This is a genomic window from Nonomuraea sp. NPDC004186 (assembly GCF_053603495.1).
This window is the reverse complement of record NZ_JBSGFQ010000096.1, coordinates 1-17,877: the sequence shown is the minus strand read 5'-3', so window position 1 is coordinate 17,877 and position 17,877 is coordinate 1. Positions and strand designations below refer to the sequence as shown.

The 17,877-nt window shown below is 71.6% G+C and carries 17 protein-coding genes; 9 read left to right on the top strand and 8 right to left on the bottom strand.

The window, feature by feature from the left end:
* The gene (locus tag ACWEPL_RS48860; protein WP_185067965.1) at window positions 1–258 is read right to left on the bottom strand and encodes a DUF1876 domain-containing protein; all 258 of its coding nucleotides are present in this window, start codon (window positions 256–258) and stop codon (window positions 1–3) included.
* A 233-nt stretch (window positions 259–491) separates the two neighbouring features.
* Here ACWEPL_RS48860 and ACWEPL_RS48855 point away from each other — a divergent pair, with 233 nt between their 5' ends.
* On the top strand, window positions 492–1,628 hold the full coding sequence (locus tag ACWEPL_RS48855) for a Fic family protein (protein ID WP_452440327.1): 1,137 nt from the start codon (window positions 492–494) through the stop codon (window positions 1,626–1,628).
* 292 nt (window positions 1,629–1,920) lie between these two features.
* Here ACWEPL_RS48855 and ACWEPL_RS48850 read toward each other — a convergent pair whose 3' ends face one another.
* Window positions 1,921–3,021: a winged helix DNA-binding domain-containing protein gene (locus tag ACWEPL_RS48850; RefSeq protein ID WP_452440326.1), complete on the bottom strand. Its 1,101-nt coding sequence runs from the start codon at window positions 3,019–3,021 to the stop codon at window positions 1,921–1,923.
* Between the two features lie 98 nt (window positions 3,022–3,119).
* On the opposite strand from ACWEPL_RS48850, the gene ACWEPL_RS48845 reads away from it, so the two are divergent.
* The 3 genes from ACWEPL_RS48845 to ACWEPL_RS48835 are packed head-to-tail and all read left to right on the top strand — an operon-like array spanning window position 3,120 to window position 7,102.
* Window positions 3,120–4,154, top strand: a complete 1,035-nt coding sequence (locus tag ACWEPL_RS48845) for a LacI family DNA-binding transcriptional regulator (protein ID WP_452440325.1) — start codon at window positions 3,120–3,122, stop codon at window positions 4,152–4,154.
* A 34-nt stretch (window positions 4,155–4,188) separates the two neighbouring features.
* On the top strand, window positions 4,189–5,190 hold the full coding sequence (locus tag ACWEPL_RS48840; RefSeq protein WP_452440323.1) for a hydroxyacid dehydrogenase: 1,002 nt from the start codon (window positions 4,189–4,191) through the stop codon (window positions 5,188–5,190).
* A gap of 58 nt (window positions 5,191–5,248) precedes the next feature.
* Window positions 5,249–7,102, top strand: coding sequence for a protein kinase domain-containing protein (locus ACWEPL_RS48835; protein WP_452440321.1), 1,854 nt, complete (start codon window positions 5,249–5,251; stop codon window positions 7,100–7,102).
* Here ACWEPL_RS48835 and ACWEPL_RS48830 read toward each other — a convergent pair.
* The 3 genes from ACWEPL_RS48830 to ACWEPL_RS48820 all read right to left on the bottom strand — a co-directional run bounded on the left by ACWEPL_RS48830 (window position 7,099) and on the right by ACWEPL_RS48820 (window position 11,580).
* Window positions 7,099–10,398 carry a protein kinase domain-containing protein gene (locus ACWEPL_RS48830; RefSeq protein ID WP_452440320.1) on the bottom strand — a complete coding sequence of 1,100 codons (3,300 nt, stop codon included), beginning with the start codon at window positions 10,396–10,398 and terminating at the stop codon, window positions 7,099–7,101. The two genes, ACWEPL_RS48835 and ACWEPL_RS48830, sit on opposite strands and share 4 nt — an antisense overlap.
* Before the next feature lie 105 nt (window positions 10,399–10,503).
* Entirely contained in the window at window positions 10,504–11,058 is a 555-nt protein-coding gene (locus ACWEPL_RS48825) for a GNAT family N-acetyltransferase (protein ID WP_363979485.1), read from the bottom strand.
* 12 nt (window positions 11,059–11,070) lie between these two features.
* A complete protein-coding gene (locus ACWEPL_RS48820) occupies window positions 11,071–11,580 on the bottom strand; it encodes a shikimate kinase (RefSeq protein ID WP_452440319.1) in 510 nt (169 codons plus the stop codon).
* 38 nt (window positions 11,581–11,618) lie between these two features.
* Between ACWEPL_RS48820 and ACWEPL_RS48815 the strand changes: the two genes are divergently transcribed.
* On the top strand, window positions 11,619–11,900 hold the full coding sequence (locus tag ACWEPL_RS48815) for a hypothetical protein (protein ID WP_192787484.1): 282 nt from the start codon (window positions 11,619–11,621) through the stop codon (window positions 11,898–11,900).
* A gap of 13 nt (window positions 11,901–11,913) precedes the next feature.
* A complete protein-coding gene (locus tag ACWEPL_RS48810; RefSeq protein ID WP_363979492.1) occupies window positions 11,914–12,399 on the top strand; it encodes a ChaB family protein in 486 nt (161 codons plus the stop codon).
* Window positions 12,400–12,486: 87 nt separating this feature from the next.
* On the opposite strand, the gene ACWEPL_RS48805 is transcribed toward ACWEPL_RS48810, so the two are convergent.
* The 3 genes from ACWEPL_RS48805 to ACWEPL_RS48795 all read right to left on the bottom strand — a co-directional run bounded on the left by ACWEPL_RS48805 (window position 12,487) and on the right by ACWEPL_RS48795 (window position 15,688).
* Window positions 12,487–14,316: a transketolase gene (locus ACWEPL_RS48805; protein ID WP_452440318.1), complete on the bottom strand. Its 1,830-nt coding sequence runs from the start codon at window positions 14,314–14,316 to the stop codon at window positions 12,487–12,489.
* An 81-nt stretch (window positions 14,317–14,397) separates the two neighbouring features.
* Entirely contained in the window at window positions 14,398–15,405 is a 1,008-nt protein-coding gene (locus tag ACWEPL_RS48800; protein WP_452440317.1) for an SDR family oxidoreductase, read from the bottom strand.
* Window positions 15,406–15,412: 7 nt separating this feature from the next.
* Complete coding sequence (locus ACWEPL_RS48795) at window positions 15,413–15,688, bottom strand: hypothetical protein (protein ID WP_363979501.1); 276 nt, start codon at window positions 15,686–15,688, stop codon at window positions 15,413–15,415.
* A gap of 54 nt (window positions 15,689–15,742) precedes the next feature.
* On the opposite strand from ACWEPL_RS48795, the gene ACWEPL_RS48790 reads away from it, so the two are divergent.
* Genes ACWEPL_RS48790 through ACWEPL_RS48780 form a run of 3 tightly spaced genes read left to right on the top strand, consistent with a single transcriptional unit; the run spans window position 15,743 to window position 17,756 of the window.
* A complete protein-coding gene (locus tag ACWEPL_RS48790; protein ID WP_363979504.1) occupies window positions 15,743–16,738 on the top strand; it encodes a DNA topoisomerase IB in 996 nt (331 codons plus the stop codon).
* A gap of 45 nt (window positions 16,739–16,783) precedes the next feature.
* Window positions 16,784–17,032, top strand: a complete 249-nt coding sequence (locus ACWEPL_RS48785) for a BON domain-containing protein (protein ID WP_192787480.1) — start codon at window positions 16,784–16,786, stop codon at window positions 17,030–17,032.
* Window positions 17,025–17,756 (top strand): metallophosphoesterase family protein, encoded by a 732-nt coding sequence (locus ACWEPL_RS48780; protein ID WP_221519178.1) that lies wholly within the window; start codon window positions 17,025–17,027, stop codon window positions 17,754–17,756. The genes ACWEPL_RS48785 and ACWEPL_RS48780 overlap by 8 nt, the downstream gene beginning before the upstream one ends.
* The last annotated feature ends 121 nt before the right edge of the window (window positions 17,757–17,877 follow it).

Genomic DNA, 17,877 nt, shown 5'->3' with positions numbered 1-17,877 from the left:
CTATGCCGTACCGGCCAGCTGGGCCACGTCGTCCGCGCCGTCCTCGATCAACTTCGAGGCCAGGTTGGACAGGGCCCGCCCAGCGGCCAGCTCGTCCCCGATCCCGGGCACCGGGCGGTCGGTGGGATTGCGTCGGGCGTGCGCCACGCTCTCGTGACGTTTTCCGTCCGCGGTGAACAGCACCGCCGTGGCCGTGGTCACGGCGTCCTCGTCGTCCTCACTGATCCAGATCTGTATGTTCCACTGTTTGTACTCCATGGGAAGACACCTCCCTACTTCGAGGGTCTCTCTTACGAGCCCAAAGGTAAAGGTCAGGCCCCCGGAACGGCCCTGGTGTCACCCCGGCGGGGCCTACGCCGGGGTGATGGTTTCCCGCCCGGGTGCCCTCCCGGCCGGCTGCTCTGCTCGTCCTGGTGGCCGCGCCGCCCGCCGTGGCGTTGCCGTATGGCTAATAGATTGACGCAATGATTGCGTCAATCTATTATGGAAGCATGCTGTATGCCACGCCGTCTCTCGCCGCGGAAGACGGCCGGGTCCTCGAGGAGATCGAGGCGGCCCGACGTGCGTTGCATCATCAGGTTCGCGCCACACCCGCCAAGTGGACCACTGGGCTCCGGAAGTTTCTGACCGCCGACGCAGTTGCCGCCTCCAACTCCATCGAAGGCTTCAAGGTCTCCACCATCGACGTGGAAGACCTCATGGAGGGTGAGAGGGACGTGGATGTCTCGGAAGAGAACCGCGAAGAGACCCTCGCCTACCAGCGAATGATGACCTACATCCACACTCTCCACGACGTCGAGGACTTTTGCTACAGCGCGGGCTTCCTCAACGCGCTCCACTGGATGCTCCAGGGCCATCGCCACACCATGCGCAAACCCGCCGGGCAGTGGCGCAAGGGTCCCGTCTACGTCACCGACGTCCGTGATCCGAGCATCGCCGCCTACACGGCTCCTGAGGCGCTGGACGTACCCAGCCTGATGCGCGAGTTCTGCGACTGGCTCAACACCGACAACGGCGATCACCCGCTCATCAGAGCAGCCATGGCGCACCTGCACCTGGTCTCGATCCACCCCTGGGCCGACGGCAACGGACGGATGTCACGCTCACTGCAGACCCTGATCATCGCCAGGGACGGGGTGCTCGCGCCGGAGTTCTCCTCCATCGAGGCATGGCTGGGCAGGCCGGGCAACACCTGGGAGTACTACGCTGTGCTCGCCCGGCGCGGCGCGACCTATCGTCCGGACCAGGACGTTTCCGACTGGATCCGTTTCAACCTCACCGCCTACCACCAGCAGGGACAAACGGTAAAAGCGCGCCTTGAGCGCTCGAATCGGGTTTGGGTGCTGTTGGAGGAGTTCGCCCGGCAACGGCGGCTCGACGAACGCGTGGTGACCGCGCTGCACGATGCTGCGACATCCGGACGCGTCCGCCGCACTCGCTACGAGAGCGCCGAAGGCCTCAGCGTTCAACAAGCCCAACGCGACCTACGCGACCTGGTCACCGCCCAACTGCTCACCCCAGTCGGTAAGACCCGTACTCGCTTCTACACCACCGGGCCGGCCTTCCCCGAGGAGGTGCTGGAGGTGGCCCGGACCCCGTCACCCCTGGTGGACCCGTACGCTCCCTAGACCGCGGCTCAGTGCGCCAGGCCTTCCGCGCCTGGGGGGCAAGCGTAATTCCCTGGGGTTCGTAGGCGATCGAGAAGACGCTCTTCGCATCGGCTCTCGTGACTCGGCCGACAAGGTCGCATTCCTGGCATGCGGGCTGACGACTCGGCAAGACTTGATCGCCTGACGAATCGGCGAAGCGGCTTTGAGCGGGGGTTTGGGGGGCCGCGCCCCCCGATCTCACAGCCTGAGCTCCAATGCGCGAAGCGCTGTCCGGCGAAGACCGTGCCGTTCCCCCCGGTGCACGGCCGTGTCAGGGTTTGGAAGGACCGTCGGAGACCGTGATTTCGTGTTTGTCGCCCGGCGCCAGGAACTCCAGCAGCCTCCGTGCCTCCTCCTCGACCTCCTCCAGGACCGGGATCGGCATCCACCGGTGGATGGTGAGCGTGGAGGTGCCCTTGGCGCGGGCCACCGTCCAGTCCCCGGCGGTGAAGCCGTCCACCAGGATGACGCGCGGCACCACGTTCGTGCCCATGAAGCCCTGGAGGGCGGTCGCTCCCGTGTCGGAGATGGCCCGGGAGCGGTCGGCGTACGACAGGAACAGGTTGTCGAAGTCGTACATCAGCCGCACCGGCGCCGGGGTGTCCTCGCAGGGTCGTACGGCGTCGGGCAGGTCGTACAGGGTCCGGCCGGCCTCGTCCCTGAAGCGGACCAGGTCGAGCGAGTCCACCACCTCGCCCAGCCGCGTCAGCCCGGACCACGTCTGCACGTCCATCACCGACGCCGGCCCGAACGCCGCGAGATAGCGCCGCACCAGCTCGGCCGGCGTCATCGCCGGCACCTCGAAGCCCAGCCAGGACTCGGCGCTCGTGTGCGCGATGGGCCCGCTCTTGCCCCACACGCCCCTGGGCGGCACCTGTACGAGCGGCACCAGCCACCGCACGCCCTGGCCGAGCGCGTGCGGATCGTTCGCCGGCCACCGCTCGGCCAGTTTCCGGCCCAGCTCCGCGAACGTCATGGGCCGCTCCTCCAGCAGCTCCCGCCCGACCGCGGCCAGCTCGTCCAGGTCGACCCCTTGCCACCGCTTGCCGAACGTCGACGTGGTCATGCGCCCGATGGCGGGCTGCAGCAGCGGCCGGATGGCCAGGCAATCGCGGGCGGAGACGAGGTGGATCGTGCCGCGCTGCAGCGCGATGCGTACGAGCTCGCGCGAGAGCAGCAGGTCGGCGGCGTCGGCGGGTTTGAAGCCCTCCACCCGGTTCCACAGGCCGGTGTACCAGGTGTGCGGGGTCTGCGCCTGGAGCCCGCCGAGGCGCTCCACGACCTCGACCACGGAGTTGTCGGTGCGGCGCAGCAGGTGCTGGCGGTCGAGCGTGGCCCGGTTGAGCGCCCTGCGGCTGATGAGGGGGTCCATGGGTCAAAGGTAGGGGTTGATGAGGTCTGTTCCGGTCCTCAATGGCAATTGATCGAACGAAACTAAAACGATCATTTCGAAAGGCATAGGATCGAGGCATGTCCGTCGAGCAGCGCCACAGGCTCATCCTCCGCCAGGTCCGCGACCGCGGCTCGGCCCGGGTGGCCGACCTGGCCGAGGCGCTGGGCGTCTCCGCCGTCACCCTGCGCAGGGACGTCGAGCACCTGGCCGCCCAGGGCCTGCTCACCAGGGTGCACGGCGGCGTCACGCTGCCCGCCGAGGCCCCCGCCCCGCGGGCCGGCGGGCTGACCATCGGCATGCTGGTCCCGACCGCGCACTACTACTACCCGGCCGTGATCAAGGGCGCCCAGGAGCAGGCGGCCAGGGCGGGGGCGCGGCTCGTGCTCGGCATCTCCCGGTACGAGGACGCCGAGGACCGCGCCCAGGTGCGCCAGCTCGTCAAGGGCGGCGCGGAGGGCCTGCTGCTCACCCCGAGCAGGCAGCCCGACGGCTCCCACGTGGAGTGGCTGGCCGGGCTGAGCGTCCCGGCCGTGCTCGTGGAGCGCCGGGCCGAGCCCGCGGGCCCGGCCGCCACGCTCGACGCGGTCGCCTCCGACCACGCCCACGGCGCCTACCTCGCCGTACGCCACCTGGCCGAGCTGGGCCACTGCGGGCTCGCGCTCGTCGCCTTCCCCAGCCCGACCACGCCGGGGATCCGGGCGGGCCTGCTGGCGGCCGCCTCGGCGCTGGGCCTGGACACCCCCGCGGAGATCGTCATCGACCGCGACCGCACCGACGAGCTCGTGGCGGGCGTGCTGCGCCTGGTGCGCGACCGGGGCGTGACGGGCCTGCTCGTGCACAACGACGAGGACGCGCTCACGCTGGTCAGGCACCTGGTCGCGGCGGGTGTGGACATCCCGGGCGAGGTGTCGCTGGTCGCCTACGACGACGAGGTGGCCGCGTTCTGCTCGCCCTCGCTCACCGCCGTGGCGCCGCCGAAGGAGGAGGTCGGGCGCTGCGCGGTGGACCTGCTGATCGCCCGACTCGCCGCGGGCGCCGCCCCGGTCGGCCGCCACGTGGCGCTGCTGCCCGAGCTCAGGCCCCGGGAGTCGTCCGGTCCCCCTTCGTTATGATCGATTCGATCGTATTGATTGCGGGGGGAGCGATATGAGCGAATCACGGCCGAAGACGCTGCTGGCCATGGGGCGACCGGTGGCGGCCCGGCTCTTCACCGGCGAGGTGCGCGACCGCCTGGTCGGCATCGCCGACGTGGACCCCGGCCTGGTGGCCGAGGACTTCGCCGATCCCGCCGTGGCCGAGGCGCTGACCGGTGCGGAGGTGCTCTACACGAGCTGGTGGTGCCCGCCCGTCACCGGGGACGTGCTGGCCAGGGCGCCCAGGCTGCGCGCGATCGTGCACGCCGCCGGCACCGTGAAGCACCACGTCACCGAGGCGTGCTGGGAGCGCGGCATCGTCGTGTCGTCCGCCGCGGCGGCCAACGCCGAGCCGGTGGCCGAGTTCACGCTGGCCTCGATCCTGTTCGCCAACAAGCGCGTGCTCGACATCGCCGCGCTCTACCGCGAGCAACGGGCGCGGATCGACGCGGACAGTCGCTTCCCCGGGTTCGGCAACTACCGGCGCACGGTCGGCATCGTCGGGGCCTCCAGGATCGGCCGCCGGGTGATCGAGCTGCTGCGGCCGTTCGAGCTCGACGTGCTCGTGGCGGACCCGTACCTGACGGAGGACCTGGGCGTGCCGCACGTCGGGCTGGACGAGCTGATCGAGCGGTGCGACGTGGTCAGCCTGCACGCGCCCTCGCTCCCGGAGACCAGGCACCTCATCGACGCGGCCCGCCTCGCCCGCATGCGCGACGGCGCCACGCTGATCAACACGGCCAGGGGCGCGCTCGTCGACCAGGACGCGCTCGTCGCCGAGCTGGCGAGTGGACGGCTGTACGCGGTGATCGACGTGACCGAGCCCGACCCGCTGCCCGCCGACTCGCCCCTCTTCGACCTCCCGAACGTCCTGCTCACCCCGCACATCGCCGGGTCGCTCGGCGGCGAGCTGTCCCGTCTGGCCCACCAGGCGCTCGACGAGCTGTCCAGATACGCCCAGGGCCTGCCCTTCCGGTACGGCGTCGAAGCGGGGTCGCTGGCGATAAGCGCGTGATGCCCGTACTGCCGGGGTCCGATGGCGCGGGCAGCGGGTCGGCCCTACGCTGCTCTGCATGCACAAACGGGTGATCGACGGCCGTTTCGAGCTCAACGAGCGGCTCGGCGGCGGGGGCATGGGCCTGGTGTGGCGGGCCTGGGACGTGGCCCTGCACCGCGAGGTCGCGCTCAAGGAGGTACGCCCGCCCGACCCCTCCATGGACGAGCACGACCCGGCGGGCGCCCGCGAGCTGCGGGCCAGGGTGCTGCGCGAGGCCCGCGCCCTGGCCCGGCTGAACCACCCGCACGTGGCCACCATCCACCACATCGTCGACCCCGGCGAGCAGGGCTACCCGTGGATCGTCATGGAGCTGGTCACGGGCGGCTCCCTCCAGGACCGCATCCAGCGCGGGCCCATGTCGCCGCAGGAGGTGGCGCGCCTGGGCAGGGAGGTCCTGTCCGCGCTGCGGGCCGCGCACGCCGTCGGCATCCAGCACCGCGACGTCAAACCCGCCAACGTCCTGTTACGCGAGGACGGCCGGTCGGTGCTCACCGACTTCGGCATCGCGGCGGTACGCGAGTCCACGAGCCTCACGGCCACCGGGTCGTTCATCGGCTCGCCCGAGTACATGGCGCCCGAGCGCATCAACGGCGTCGAGGGCGACCCGGCCTCCGACTTCTGGTCGCTCGGCATGATGTTGTACGTGGCGGTGGAGGGCCGGCACCCGCTGCGCAGGAGCACCACGCTGGCGACCCTGGCCGCGGTGCTCAACCAGGAGGTGCCGCCGCCGGAGCGCGCCGGGGCGCTCACCCCCGTGCTGAGCGCGCTGCTCAGGCGCGACCCGGCGGGCCGCCCCGACGCCGAGACCCTCGACCGCATGCTGGCCTCGGCCGCCGACCCCGGCGCGGCCCCGCCCCCGATGCCCCCCACCCCTGCCCCGGCGATGCCGGGCCCGCACGCCCAGGGCCCCGCCCCGGCGGGCCCCGCGATGGGCCCCGGAATGGGTCACGCGACAGGTCCCGGGATGGGTCACGCGACAGGTCCCGGGATGGGTCACGCGACGGGCCCTGGGATGGGTCACGCGACGGGCCCTGGGATGGGTCACGCGACGGGCCCCGGGACGCCCGGGCCGCATGCCGCCCACACGGTGCCGCCCATGGCCGGTCGCCCAGGGCCGCCGATGGGCGGGCAGACGATGCCGCCCGGGTACGGGCACGCGCCGCAGCAGCCCCCGTGGGGTCCGGCGCCGATCCCGAAGGCGACCACCGTGCACGGCCGCCGCCGCGGCGGCGGGGGCCTCACCGTGGGCATCGTGACGTCGGCCGTCGCGGTCACGGTGGCGGGCGTACTGGTGTGGCAGCTGATCCCCTCCGCGTCGAGGAGCACTACGAGGAAGGACCCGTCGGTCCGCTCCACCTCGGAGGACTCCTCCGAGGTGGAGCGCACCGATCCCGAGTCCCCGCGCGACAGCACGCCCGCCACACCCGGCAACCTGCACACCCCTGCGGGAATGCGGGCCCTGATCGCCAAGATCAAGAACGAGCTCGGCGGCACCAAGGTCGTCAGGATGACGGTGTACCCCACGTACGCCTCGATCGAGGCACCGACCAAGGCCAACAAGGCCGTCTACGACACCTACTTCTACCGCGACGGCGAGATCACCCGCTCGAGCGCCGGCGGCAAGATGAGCGGCAAGCCTTTCGTGGACCTGCAGAAGTACAACTGGGACGCCCTCCCCGCCCTGTTCAAGAAGGCGAACAAGGACCTCGGCGTCGCCAAGCCGACCTCGCGGTACCTGATCGTGGACCCCGACTACGCGTTCGCCACCCCGCGCCAGGTGCTGCTCGTCTACGCGTCCGACGAGTACAGCTCGGGCTACCTGGTCGCCAACCTCCAGGGCAAGGTGGTCAAGACCTACGCGAGCGACTAGCAGATCTTCTGGTATCCGCTCTCCGGGATCAGCCGGGTCCACTCCGCCTTGCTCAGCGACCCGCCCGCCCTGGCGCACACCGCCTGCGCCGCCAGCCCGGGATCGACCGGGCTCTCGCGTACGGTGCCGTCCGGCCCGACGCCGCGCAGCCGCTTGCCGTCCTGGGTGAAGGCCGGTCCGGCGGCCCACGAGCCCGCCTGGCCGACCTCCCGCATCGTGCCCGCGTCCCAGAGCGAGGTACGGGCGGCGTCGATGGCCAGCAGGTCGCCACCGGGGGAGAAGCGGAGCTCGTCCACCGGGGCCGTCCCCGTCTGGATGGTGCCCCGCGCCTTCCCCTTGCGCAGGTCCCAGAGGAGCACGTGCCCGCCCTCCAGCCCGAACGCCAGCGTGCGCCCGTCGGGCGAGAAGGCGAGCGCGGTCGGCGCCGGCGGGTCCTCGCCGGCGTCGGCGGACCGGTCGAGGACCAGCGGGGTGATCGCGCCGGTGCGCAGGTCGAGGAGCTTGGCGCCGGCGGCCAGCGTCGAGCCGTCGGGGCTGAAGGCCATCGCCAGGTCGCCCGCGCCCTCGTACGCCTTGATGCGCCGCCCCTTGCGCACGTCCCACGTCTCCAGGGTCCTGCCCCGCGCGGTGGCCAGCGTGTCGCCGGCGGGGGAGAGGGCCACGGCGAGCACGTCGCCGCCCGCGTCGATGGCGGCGACCCGGCGGCTGCTGGTCACCTCCCACACGGTCACGGGGTCGCCTGCGACGGCGAGCAGCCGGCCGTCGGCGTCGAAGGCCAGATCGCCGGCGGCGGCGATGCGGCCGAGCTGCTTGCGCTCCACGGTGTCGGTGAGCTCGATGGAGTCGCCGACCTCCTTGGCGGCGACCCGCCCGTTGCCGGAGAAGGCGGCGGAGGGGGCGTCCTCGGACGGCACGGGCAGCCCCGAGACGTCGAGCGAGACCACGGAGCCGGTGCCGCTCAGGTAGCGCAGCGAGCGGCCGTCGGCGGAGAAGGCCAGGCCGCGCTCGGGGTTTCGGAGGGGGTAGGCGCCCGCGAGGCGGCGTTCGGCGACGTTCCAGACCCGGACCTCGCCGTCGCCCGGCAGCGCGAGCAGGCGTCCGTCGGGGCTGAAGGCGGGCGGGTCGGCCGAGGTGTGCCCCAGGGCGTCGGCCCCGACCACCTCGATGCCGCGCACGGACTCCCGGGCCATGCGCCCCTCCGCCCGGAACATCTCGGGTGTTCCGGACGCCGTGGGGTTCGGCGTGGTCGCCCGCTTGGGGATGACGGGGCTCGGGGGTCTGGCCGCCACGAGCGTGATCCCGTCGCGCCCGGCCACGGCCAGCGTCGCCCCGTCGGGGCTGAACGCCAGGGCGGGCGCCGCCGCGTCCGCGCCGGTGGGCGGCTGGACGGAGACGGTGCCGGTCTTGGTCCGCCCTGCCAGCTCCCACAGATCGACCCGCCCGCTCAGGCTGGAGAAGGCGGCCCTGGTCCCGTCGGCGGAGAGCGCCACCTGGCGGTCGGCGACGTCGAACAGCAGCCGCCCGCCCTGGTAGACCCTGGTCCTGTTGCCCTGGCCGATCGCGTAGGTGACCGGCTCTAAGGGCGCGCGCCCCGTGGACACCTCGAACGGCCGGCCGTCGGCCGCCTCCGCGAACCTCCCGTCGTCGCTCAGCACGCTCCCCGCCGGCAGCGAGTACGAGCCGAGCCGCTGCCCGCCGGCCAGGTCCCAGACGGCGACCGTACCCGTGCCCCATTTGACCAGTTGGTCGCCGCGCAGCACGTAACGCGCCCGCAGGTCGGCGGCGGGGTCGGTGAACACCCCCAGCTCCGGCTGCACCAGCGAGGCCTGCAGCGCCGCCCGCGCCTCGAACACCGGCGACAGCTTCCAGGCCGCCACGCTCAGCCGCATCGCCGTACGCGGATCGGACGACCGCAGCGCCTCCGCCCTGGCGGCCACGGCCCGCGCGTTGGCCTCGACGAGCTGCCCGCGCAGCTGGTTCTGCCCGTGCACGGACACCACGGACAGCGTCACGGCGATGGCCAGCACGGCGGCCAGCGCCGCCAGCGCGGGTGTGAGCAGCCTCCTGCGCTGCTTGGACAGGGTCACGCTGTCGTTGACGAAGTCGCGTTCGAGCTGGTTGAGGCGTAGATGGCGGCGCTTGGTCGCGGCCCAGGCGAGCGCCGTGTCGAGCGCCTGGCCGCGGAAGAGGTGGCTCCTGCCGCGCCGGTGCTCCGACCAGTTCCTGGCGGCGTCGCGGATCTCCCGGTGCACGTGCATGCTCTCGCGCTCGTCCTCGACCCAGGCGCGCAGCCGGGGCCAGGCCCGGTAGAGGGCCGCGCTGGCCGGGGCCACCCGCTGGTCGCTGACCGCGACGAGCTTGCCCACGGGCGTCTCGGTCGGGGCCACGCGGACGCTGCGGCGTACCAGGAGACCCGCCTCCATGAGCGGGCCGAGCACGTCGCCCTCGTCGTGCGGGCTGTCGCCGTCGAGCAGGCGCAGCAGCAGCCCCGGCACCTCCGCCTGCTGCCGCGGCGTGAGCGCGAGGTAGACCTCCTCGGCCACCTCGCCCAGCGAGCGCGGCCCGGCGTGCCCCTCGGGCGGCCGCACGTCGGCCGGGCTCTCGACCCACAGCTCCGGCGCGGCGGGCCGGTCGGCGGGATCCTTGGCCAGGGCGCGCCCGACCAGCTCGCGCAGCGGCTCCGGCAGCACGCCGAGGTCGGGGTCGACGGTCAGCAGCCGGTGCATGACCCCGCCCAGGCTCGTCCCGCTGAACGGATCGTCCCCGGTGGCCGCGAACAGCACCACGGCGCCCCACGCGAACACGTCGGCCGCCGCCCCCGAGTCGCGCCCGGTCAGGACCTCGGGAGCCGTGTACGTGTACGTGCCGCCGGCCGGCACGCCCAGCTCGATCACCTTGGGCCCGTCGGCGGCCAGCAGCACGCTCTCCGGATTGAGCCCCCGGTGCGTCAGACCCGCCTCGTGCAGCGCGCTCAGCGCCGACGCCAGCGCGCCGGCCAGCGCGACCAGCTCGTCGCCCGCGTAGGGCCCGTGCAGCTCGACCGCGCGCCGCAGGTCAGGTCCGTCCACGTATTCGCTCACCACGTACGGCACGCCCTCGTCGTCGCCGACGGCGACCACCTCCGCCAGATGGGGGCAGGTGACCCGCTCGAACCGGCGACCGACCTGGCCACGCGGCACCGTCACCGCGAAGCGGCGGCCCTCGTCGTCGTAGGCGTCGTAAACCACGCCGCGCCCGCCCGCGCCGAGTCTGGCCGCCGGCCAGAAGCCGCCGAGCCTCTCGGGGTCACCTGGCACCAAGCGCATCGTCACTGATGCTTAGATGCACGCCACTGCCCAATGGTTGTCCCAAAGACGCCACAGGTCCCCCGCGCGCCTCGGGGGACCCATGCGTCATGATCATTATGCCAGGCTTCCGGATCTTGCCGGCCATTCGTGCCGGAGCACCGACATGAGCACCGCGTCGTGCCATTCGCCGTCCCACAGCAGAGCGTCGCGTTCGACGCCCTCCTCGACGAAGCCGACCTTCTTGTAGACGTGCCGCGCCCGCTCGTTGAAGGCGTAGACGCCCAGCCTGATGCGGTGCAGCGGCGTCGTGGCGAAGGCGTGGTCGAGGACCAGCTCGATGGCCTCGGTGCCGTAGCCCTTGCCGAAGGCGCGCTCGCCGATGAGGGCTATGCGGAGGTTGCAGGCGAGGTTGTGCTGGTCGAGCTCGTTGAGCACGATCTCGCCGACGTATTCGCCGGCGGCCATGATGGCCAGGTCGAGCCGGTCGGCGTGGTCCTTCCTGGTGGCGTACCACTGGTGGGCGGCTCCGCGGTCGATCTCGCCGTGCGAGCCCGTCAGGCGGCCCACCTCGGGGTCGGAGACCAGCTCGAAGAGGCCGTCGACATGCTCCGGGCCGACCGGGCAGAGGGTCACGCGGTCACCCGTCAGGGTGGGCTTCTCGGCGAACATCCCCTTTGGCTATCAGGGCCGATCGCCTTCGGGCAAACCCATTTCCCGCAGCGTCGCGTCCCGCACCTGCTCGGGGGTCAGCTCGCCGACGTCGCACCTCAGGTCCGCGACCTCCCGGAAGAACGGCTCGCGCCGGGCCCGCATGACGGCGGGGCCGTAGTCGGGGCGGTGGCTGCTCGACTTCATCCGCTGGGCCAGCACCTCGTCGGCGGCGTCCACCCAGACCACGAACGCCTTGGCCAGCGCCGCGCGCACCTCGGGGAACTCGACCGTGCTGGCCGCCGCCGCGATGACCTCCGGCTCGCCGGCCAACTGGTGCAGCACGTGGTCGGCCTCGTACCGGTGCAGCGCGTCCGCTCCCTCGCGTTCGGCGATCTGCGCGGCGGTGCCGCCGTAGCGCCCCTGAAGGAACGGATCGCTGTCGCTGAACGGCAGCCCGAGCGCCTGCGCGATCAACCGGCCGGCGCTCGACTTGCCTGAGCCCATGAGCCCGACCAGTACGACTGGTTTGTTTTTCGACATGTGGATAGAGGTTCCTTCGTGTCAAGGAGGTAAATCTGATGACCATCGCCGGAAGCATCATCCTCATCATGCTCGGCGCGATCCTCACCTGGGCCGTCGAGTTCGACCTCGCCGGTCTCGACATCAACGTAGTGGGGGTCATCCTCATGCTCGGCGGCCTCGTCGGACTCCTGTTCGGCATCTACAGGATCAGCGTCACCCGTAGAGCGGTCGGACCCATCGACGAGCCGGTTCACCGTCACGAGGTCTACGAGGAGCCTGAAGCCCGCAGGACCACCGTGTACGAGGAACGCCGCCGCTACGACGAACCACCGCTGTAGGAGGTGAATCGACATGCCAGCTGTTGAAGAGCTGCCGTCGACCATCAAGCGTTCGCCGAAGAGAGCGCAGAACACGTGGATCAAGGCGCACGACAACGCCGTGAAGGAGTACGGCGAGGGCCGGCGCGCCCACATGACCGCGTTCGCCGCGCTGAAGCGATCCTTCGAGAAGGTCGGCGACCACTGGGAGCCCAAGAAGGGCCCCTCCGACAAGGCGACGATGACCCGGACCGGGAAGGCGACCACGACCCGGACCGGTGGCAAGGCCACGATGGCCCGGACCGCCAAGGCCGCCACCCGGACCGCCAAGGCCGCGATGACCCGGACGGCCAAGACGGCCGAGGGCGTCGTCGAGGGCGTCAACCTCAACGCCACCAGGGAGTACCTGCAGAAGATGGCCGCCAAGCTCGACGTGCGCGGCCGATCGAAGATGACCAAGCAGGAGCTGGTGAACGCCATCAGGAGGGCCAACAGGAGGCTGACGGCGAAGGCCCGTTGACGGGGGCTTCCCGCTCAGGGGGCCACGCCAAAAGGGAGGGCCGGGGGCAGGTCGCCCCTCGGCCCTCACTCATGTCCGGCATATCCATCACAGGAGCCGCTTGACCGCCTCGGCGATCGCTTGGCGGTCGATGCCGGCGTCGGCCAGTTGCTCCTCGGGCGTCGCGGAGCCGGGCAGGCCCGTCACGGCCAGCTTCACCACCCGCGGCCCCAGCTCGCTGACCGCGTCCAGCACCGCGTCGCCGAGCCCGCCCTCCAGCCGGTGGTCCTCCACCGTGATCAGGTTGCCCGTGGTGGTGGCCGCCTCGACCAGCGCGGCCGTGTCGACCGGCTTGACCGAGTACAGGTCGATCACCCCCACCGGGATCCCGGCCCCGCTCAGCTCGTCGGCCGCCGCCAGCGCCTCGTGCACGGTCACCCCTGCGGCCACGATGGTGGCCCGGTCGTTGGGCGAGTGCCGCAGCACCCGCGACCCGCCCACGGGGAACCGCTCGCCCGGCGGGTAGATGACCGGCGTCTCCCCGCGCGTGGTGCGCAGGTAGGAGACGCCTTCCACGTCCGCCAGCTCGGCCGTCAGCGCCGCCGCCTGGTTGGCGTCGCACGGGTAGAGCACGGTGCTGCCGTAGACCGCCCGCAGCATCGCCAGGTCCTCCAGGCCCATCTGGGAGGGCCCGTCCTCGCCGATCGCCACCCCCGCGTGCGACCCCACGAGCCGGATCGAGGCCCTGCTCACGCCGGCCATCCTGATGAAGTCGTACGCCCTGGTCAGGAACGCCGCGAACGTGACCGCGTACGGCTTCCACCCGCGCACCTGCAGGCCGATGGCGGCGGCCACGAGCTGCTGCTCGGCGATGTACATCTCGAAGAACCGCTCGGGGAACTCCTTCCCGAACGCCTCCGCCCTGGTCGAGTCCGCCACCTCGCCGTCCAGCGCCAGGACGTCCCCGCGGGCCGCGCCGAGCGCCGCCAGCGCCTCCCCGAACGCCGTCCGCGTGGCCGCCTTGTCGCCCACCTTGTACGCGGGCAGGCTCATCGGCCTGGTCTCGAACCGGTACGGCGCCGCCGGGGCCTCGGGCTTGTGCACCTCGACCCGCAGGTCCCGCCGGCCGCCCAGCTCCTCGACGGCCTTGTCCGGGTCCTTGAGCGGCTTGCCGTGGGCCCCTTCGCGGTTCTCGACCTCCAGGGCTCCCTCGCCCTTGCGCGTCTTGGCCAGGATCACCGTCGGCCGCCTGCGCGTGTTGCGGGCGTCGCTGAGCGCGTAGTCGATCTGCCCGGGATCGTGCCCGTCGATCTCGATCGTGTGCCACCCGAACGCCCCGAACCTGCGCGCGTAGGCCCCCGTGTCCCATCCGTGCCGGGTGGGCCCGCGCTGGCCGAGGCGGTTCACGTCCACGATCGCGGTCAGGTTGGCCAGCCCCTCGCACCCCGCGTGCTCGGCCGCCTCCCAGATGGACCCCTCGGCGAGCTCGCTGTCCCCGCAGAGCACCCACACCCGATACGGCATCCGCTCCAGCCGCCCGGCCATGGCCACCCCGACCCCGACCGGCAACCCCTGCCCGAGGGACCCGGTGGCCACGTCCACCCACGGCAGCCGCGGCGTCGGATGCCCCTCCAACCGGCTGCCCCGCCGGCGGAACGTCAGGAGCTCCTTGTCGTCGACGACCCCGGCTGCCTTGAAGAGCGCATAGAGCAGCGGGGACGCGTGCCCCTTCGAGAAGATCAAGTGGTCGTTGGCGGGGTTGTCCGGGTTCTCGAAGTCGTAGTGCAGGTGGCACGCGAAGAGCACGGCCATCAGATCGGCCGCCGACATCGACGAGGTCGGATGGCCGGACCCGGCCTCAGCGGCCGCCCGCACGGAATCGACCCGCAGTTGCGCGGCCAGCTCGGTCAGGTACTGAAGATCGCGCTCAGGCATCATGGCCTCCTCGGAAGCGGTTTCCCGCCGCCTACCCCGCCAGGCCCGCTTAAGTCGGGCCGATCAGGGGGGACGGGGCTCGGTTCATCGCCCGCGCAGTCGCAGGGCGGCCCACGCGGCGGCCGCGCCGCCGGCCAGCGCGAAGAGGACCGCGCCGCGGTGCTGGGCCAGCCAGAGCTGGGGGCTGTGGGCGTGGGAGCGCGCGTCGAACGAGCCGTGGGCGCCGTAGTCCACGTCCTCGTCCGCCGGCTTCCACAGGTTGGCGACGCCTTCCGGCGGTTTCTCGTCCGTCTGCTGGGACCGCGCGCCGGTCCTGGCCAGATAGCGGTCCACCAGCGCCGGCGCCACGCGCTGGGCCAGGAGGGTGGCGGCCGTGCTGGCCCCCACCCAGTACTCCTTGCGCTCCGGGTGCTCGGCCGCGTACACGATGGCCCTGGCGGCCACCTCCGGCTGGTAGATCGGGGGGACCGGCTGCGGGTGGCGCCGCAGCTTGGACAGCACCCAGTCGAACTGGGGGGTGTTGACCGCGGGCAGCTGCACCAGCGTGATGTCGATGCCGCTGCGGTCGGCCAGCAACTCCGTGCGGACCGACTCCGTGAACCCCTTGACCGCGTGCTTGGCGCCGCAGTACGCCGACTGCAGCGGGATGCCGCGCTGCGACAGCGCCGAGCCGGTCTGGACGATCGCACCCGCGTTGCGCGGGCCCATGAGGTCCAGGGCCACCTTCGTGCCCCAGACGTAGCCCAGGTACGTCACCGCGGTGGTGCGGGCGTACTCATCTGGGGAAATATCGGTGAATTTGGCGAAGACGGATGAAAATGCGGTGTTGATCCAGACGGAAATGGGCCCCATCTCCGCCTCTATACGCTCGGCCGCCCTCCGCACCTGGTCGTAGTCGGCCATGTCGGCCTCGAATACCTCGCCGGTGCCTCCTTCCACCCCCACGTCCACGGCGGCGGCGCCCAGCCCGGTCGTGCCCCGGGCGATGAGCGCCACCTTCGCACCCTGGTGCCCGAGCTGCCGGACGACCGCTCGCCCGACCCCGCCGCTGGCACCCGTCACCACCACTACGCGCCCTTCAAGTGGTGTCATGTCGCAATCAGCCCGCCTCTCCGTCCTGTCGCAGCTTCTGGCGTCGCACGGCCAGAGCGATGTCGACCACCGTGGCCAGGCCCACAACGAGCGCGATCCCCGTCATGACGGGCGCCCCGACGATGATCCCGAGCACCGCGAACGCGAACATGAACACCAGCAGGAACGACCCGATCCTGATGTGCGCCACGTCGCGCGGCGTCGCGGGCACCATGGCATGGCCCCTGATGTCCCGCTCCTCGTGCCACTTTCCGTTATCCGGTATGTCCCTGTTATCCGACATGCCGCCCACCTGCCCGTTCTGTTTGTCCCTTAACTTCCTGGGTAGCCGCTGCCCGTGCCCAAGCTGCGTCCCAGTGATCAGAGCGAGCCGGGGATCGTACGGAGGCGCCGCGGGCGCGGGTTCGGCTACCAGGGGCCTGACGGGCGTGCGGTGCGCGACCGGGCCACGCTGGCCCGCATCAAGGCGCTGGCCATCCCCCCGGCCTGGACCGACGTGTGGATCTGCACGTCCCCCGACGGCCACCTGCAGGCCGTGGGCACGGACGCGGCCGGGCGCAGGCAGTACCGCTACCACGACCTGTGGCGCGAGCAGCAGGACCAGGCCAAGTTCGACCGCGTGCTGGAGGTGGCCGAGCGGCTGCCCGAGTTCAGGAAGGCCGTGGACGGCCGGCTCGGCGGCCGCGGCCTGACCAGGAAGCGGGTGCTGGCCGCCGCGGCCCGCCTGCTCGACGTCGGCTTCTTCCGCATCGGCGGCGAGAGCTACGACACGTACGGGCTGGCCACGCTCAGGATGGAGCACCTCACCTGCTCCAACGGCATGGTCACCTGTTCCTACCAGGCCAAGGGGGACATCTCCCGCGAGGTCGAGGTGGCCGATCCCGGGGCCTGCAAGGTGCTCAGGTCGCTCAAGGCGCTCGGCGTGGAGGGCGAGCTGCTGCGCTACCGGCGGCGCGACGGCGGCTGGGGCTACGTCAGGAGCGAGGACATCAACGACTTCCTGCGCGAGATCATCGGGTACGAGGTCACCGCCAAGGACTTCCGCACCTGGCACGCCACCGTTCTGGCCGCCGTGGGCCTGGCGGTCTCCAAGCCGGCCGGCCAGAAGAAACGTGCGGTGGCCCGGGTCATGCGGGAGGTCGCCGAATATCTGGGCAACACGCCCACGGTGGCCAGGGCCTCGTACGTGGATCCGCGGGTGGTCGAGGCGTACGACCAGGACAGGACCATCGCGGCCGCGCTGACCGAGCTGGGGGCGGACACCGATTTCGGGCAACTGGCCACGGTGGGCCCGGTCGAGCAGGCGGTTATTGACCTTATTCGTGCCGTTTGAGGTGTTAATCCAGGGGCATGCGGCGACAGAAGAAGGAGGCGAGCGATGGAAGCTCCGCAGTACGTCGCGGCCCGTGTCCAGCAGGCGCTGGCCGAGGACGGACGCACGCACGAGCTCGGAATCCGCGTCGACATACGAGGCGACCAGCTGTTCCTGCGCGGTGAGGTCAGCGGGACAGGGCAGCGCGAGCGGCTCGGCCAGGTGGCGCACGAGGCCGCGCCCGAGCTCCACCTGCACAACGAGATCAGGGTCGTGGAGGCCAGTGAGCCGGGGGAGGATGAGCGTCTTGACTGACCTGCGTATCGCGGCCGTCGGAGACATCCACCTGGGGGAGGACGACAGAGGCCAGTACCGCAAGAGACTGGTGGGCATCGAGGAACGCGCGGACGTGCTGATGCTGGCCGGCGACCTGACCAGGCACGGCACGCTGGAGGAGGGGCGGGTCGTGGCCGACGAGCTGCGCGGCCTGCCGATCCCCGTCGTCGCGGTGCTCGGCAACCACGACTACCACTCCGACCTGCAGTACGAGATCGCCGGCGAGCTGCGCGACGCGGGCGTCGTGGTGCTCGACGACGACGGCGCCGTCGTCCAGTGCGGCGACAGGAAGCTGGGCGTGGTCGGCGGCAAGGGGTTCGGCGGCGGGTTCGCGGGCAAGTGCGCCAGCGAGTTCGGCGAGCGGGAGATCAAGAACTTCGTCGCCCACACCCGCTACATCGCCGAGTCCTGGAAGGTCGCGCTGAAGGAGATCGTGGCCGAGAAGCGCGTGGTGCTGTCGCACTACTCCCCGATCAAGGAGACGCTGGAGGGGGAGCCGCACGAGATCTACCCGTTCCTGGGCAGCTACCTGCTGGCGGAGGCGGTCGACACGGCGGGCGCCGACCTGATCCTGCACGGCCACGCGCACAAGGGCAGCGAGAAGGGCATGACGCCGGGCGGCATCAGGGTCCGTAACGTGGCGCTGCCGGTGCTGGGCCGGGCCTACGCGGTCTACTGCCTCGACTGCGAGACCGGCTTCTAGAGGACCATCGCGGCCAGGAGGCAGATGCCGTCCTCGGTCGCGTCGAACGCCCCCAGCATCATCCCCGACACCCCCTCGACCTGCGCGGCGCCCCGCCCCAGATCAGCACGGGGCGGGGCGC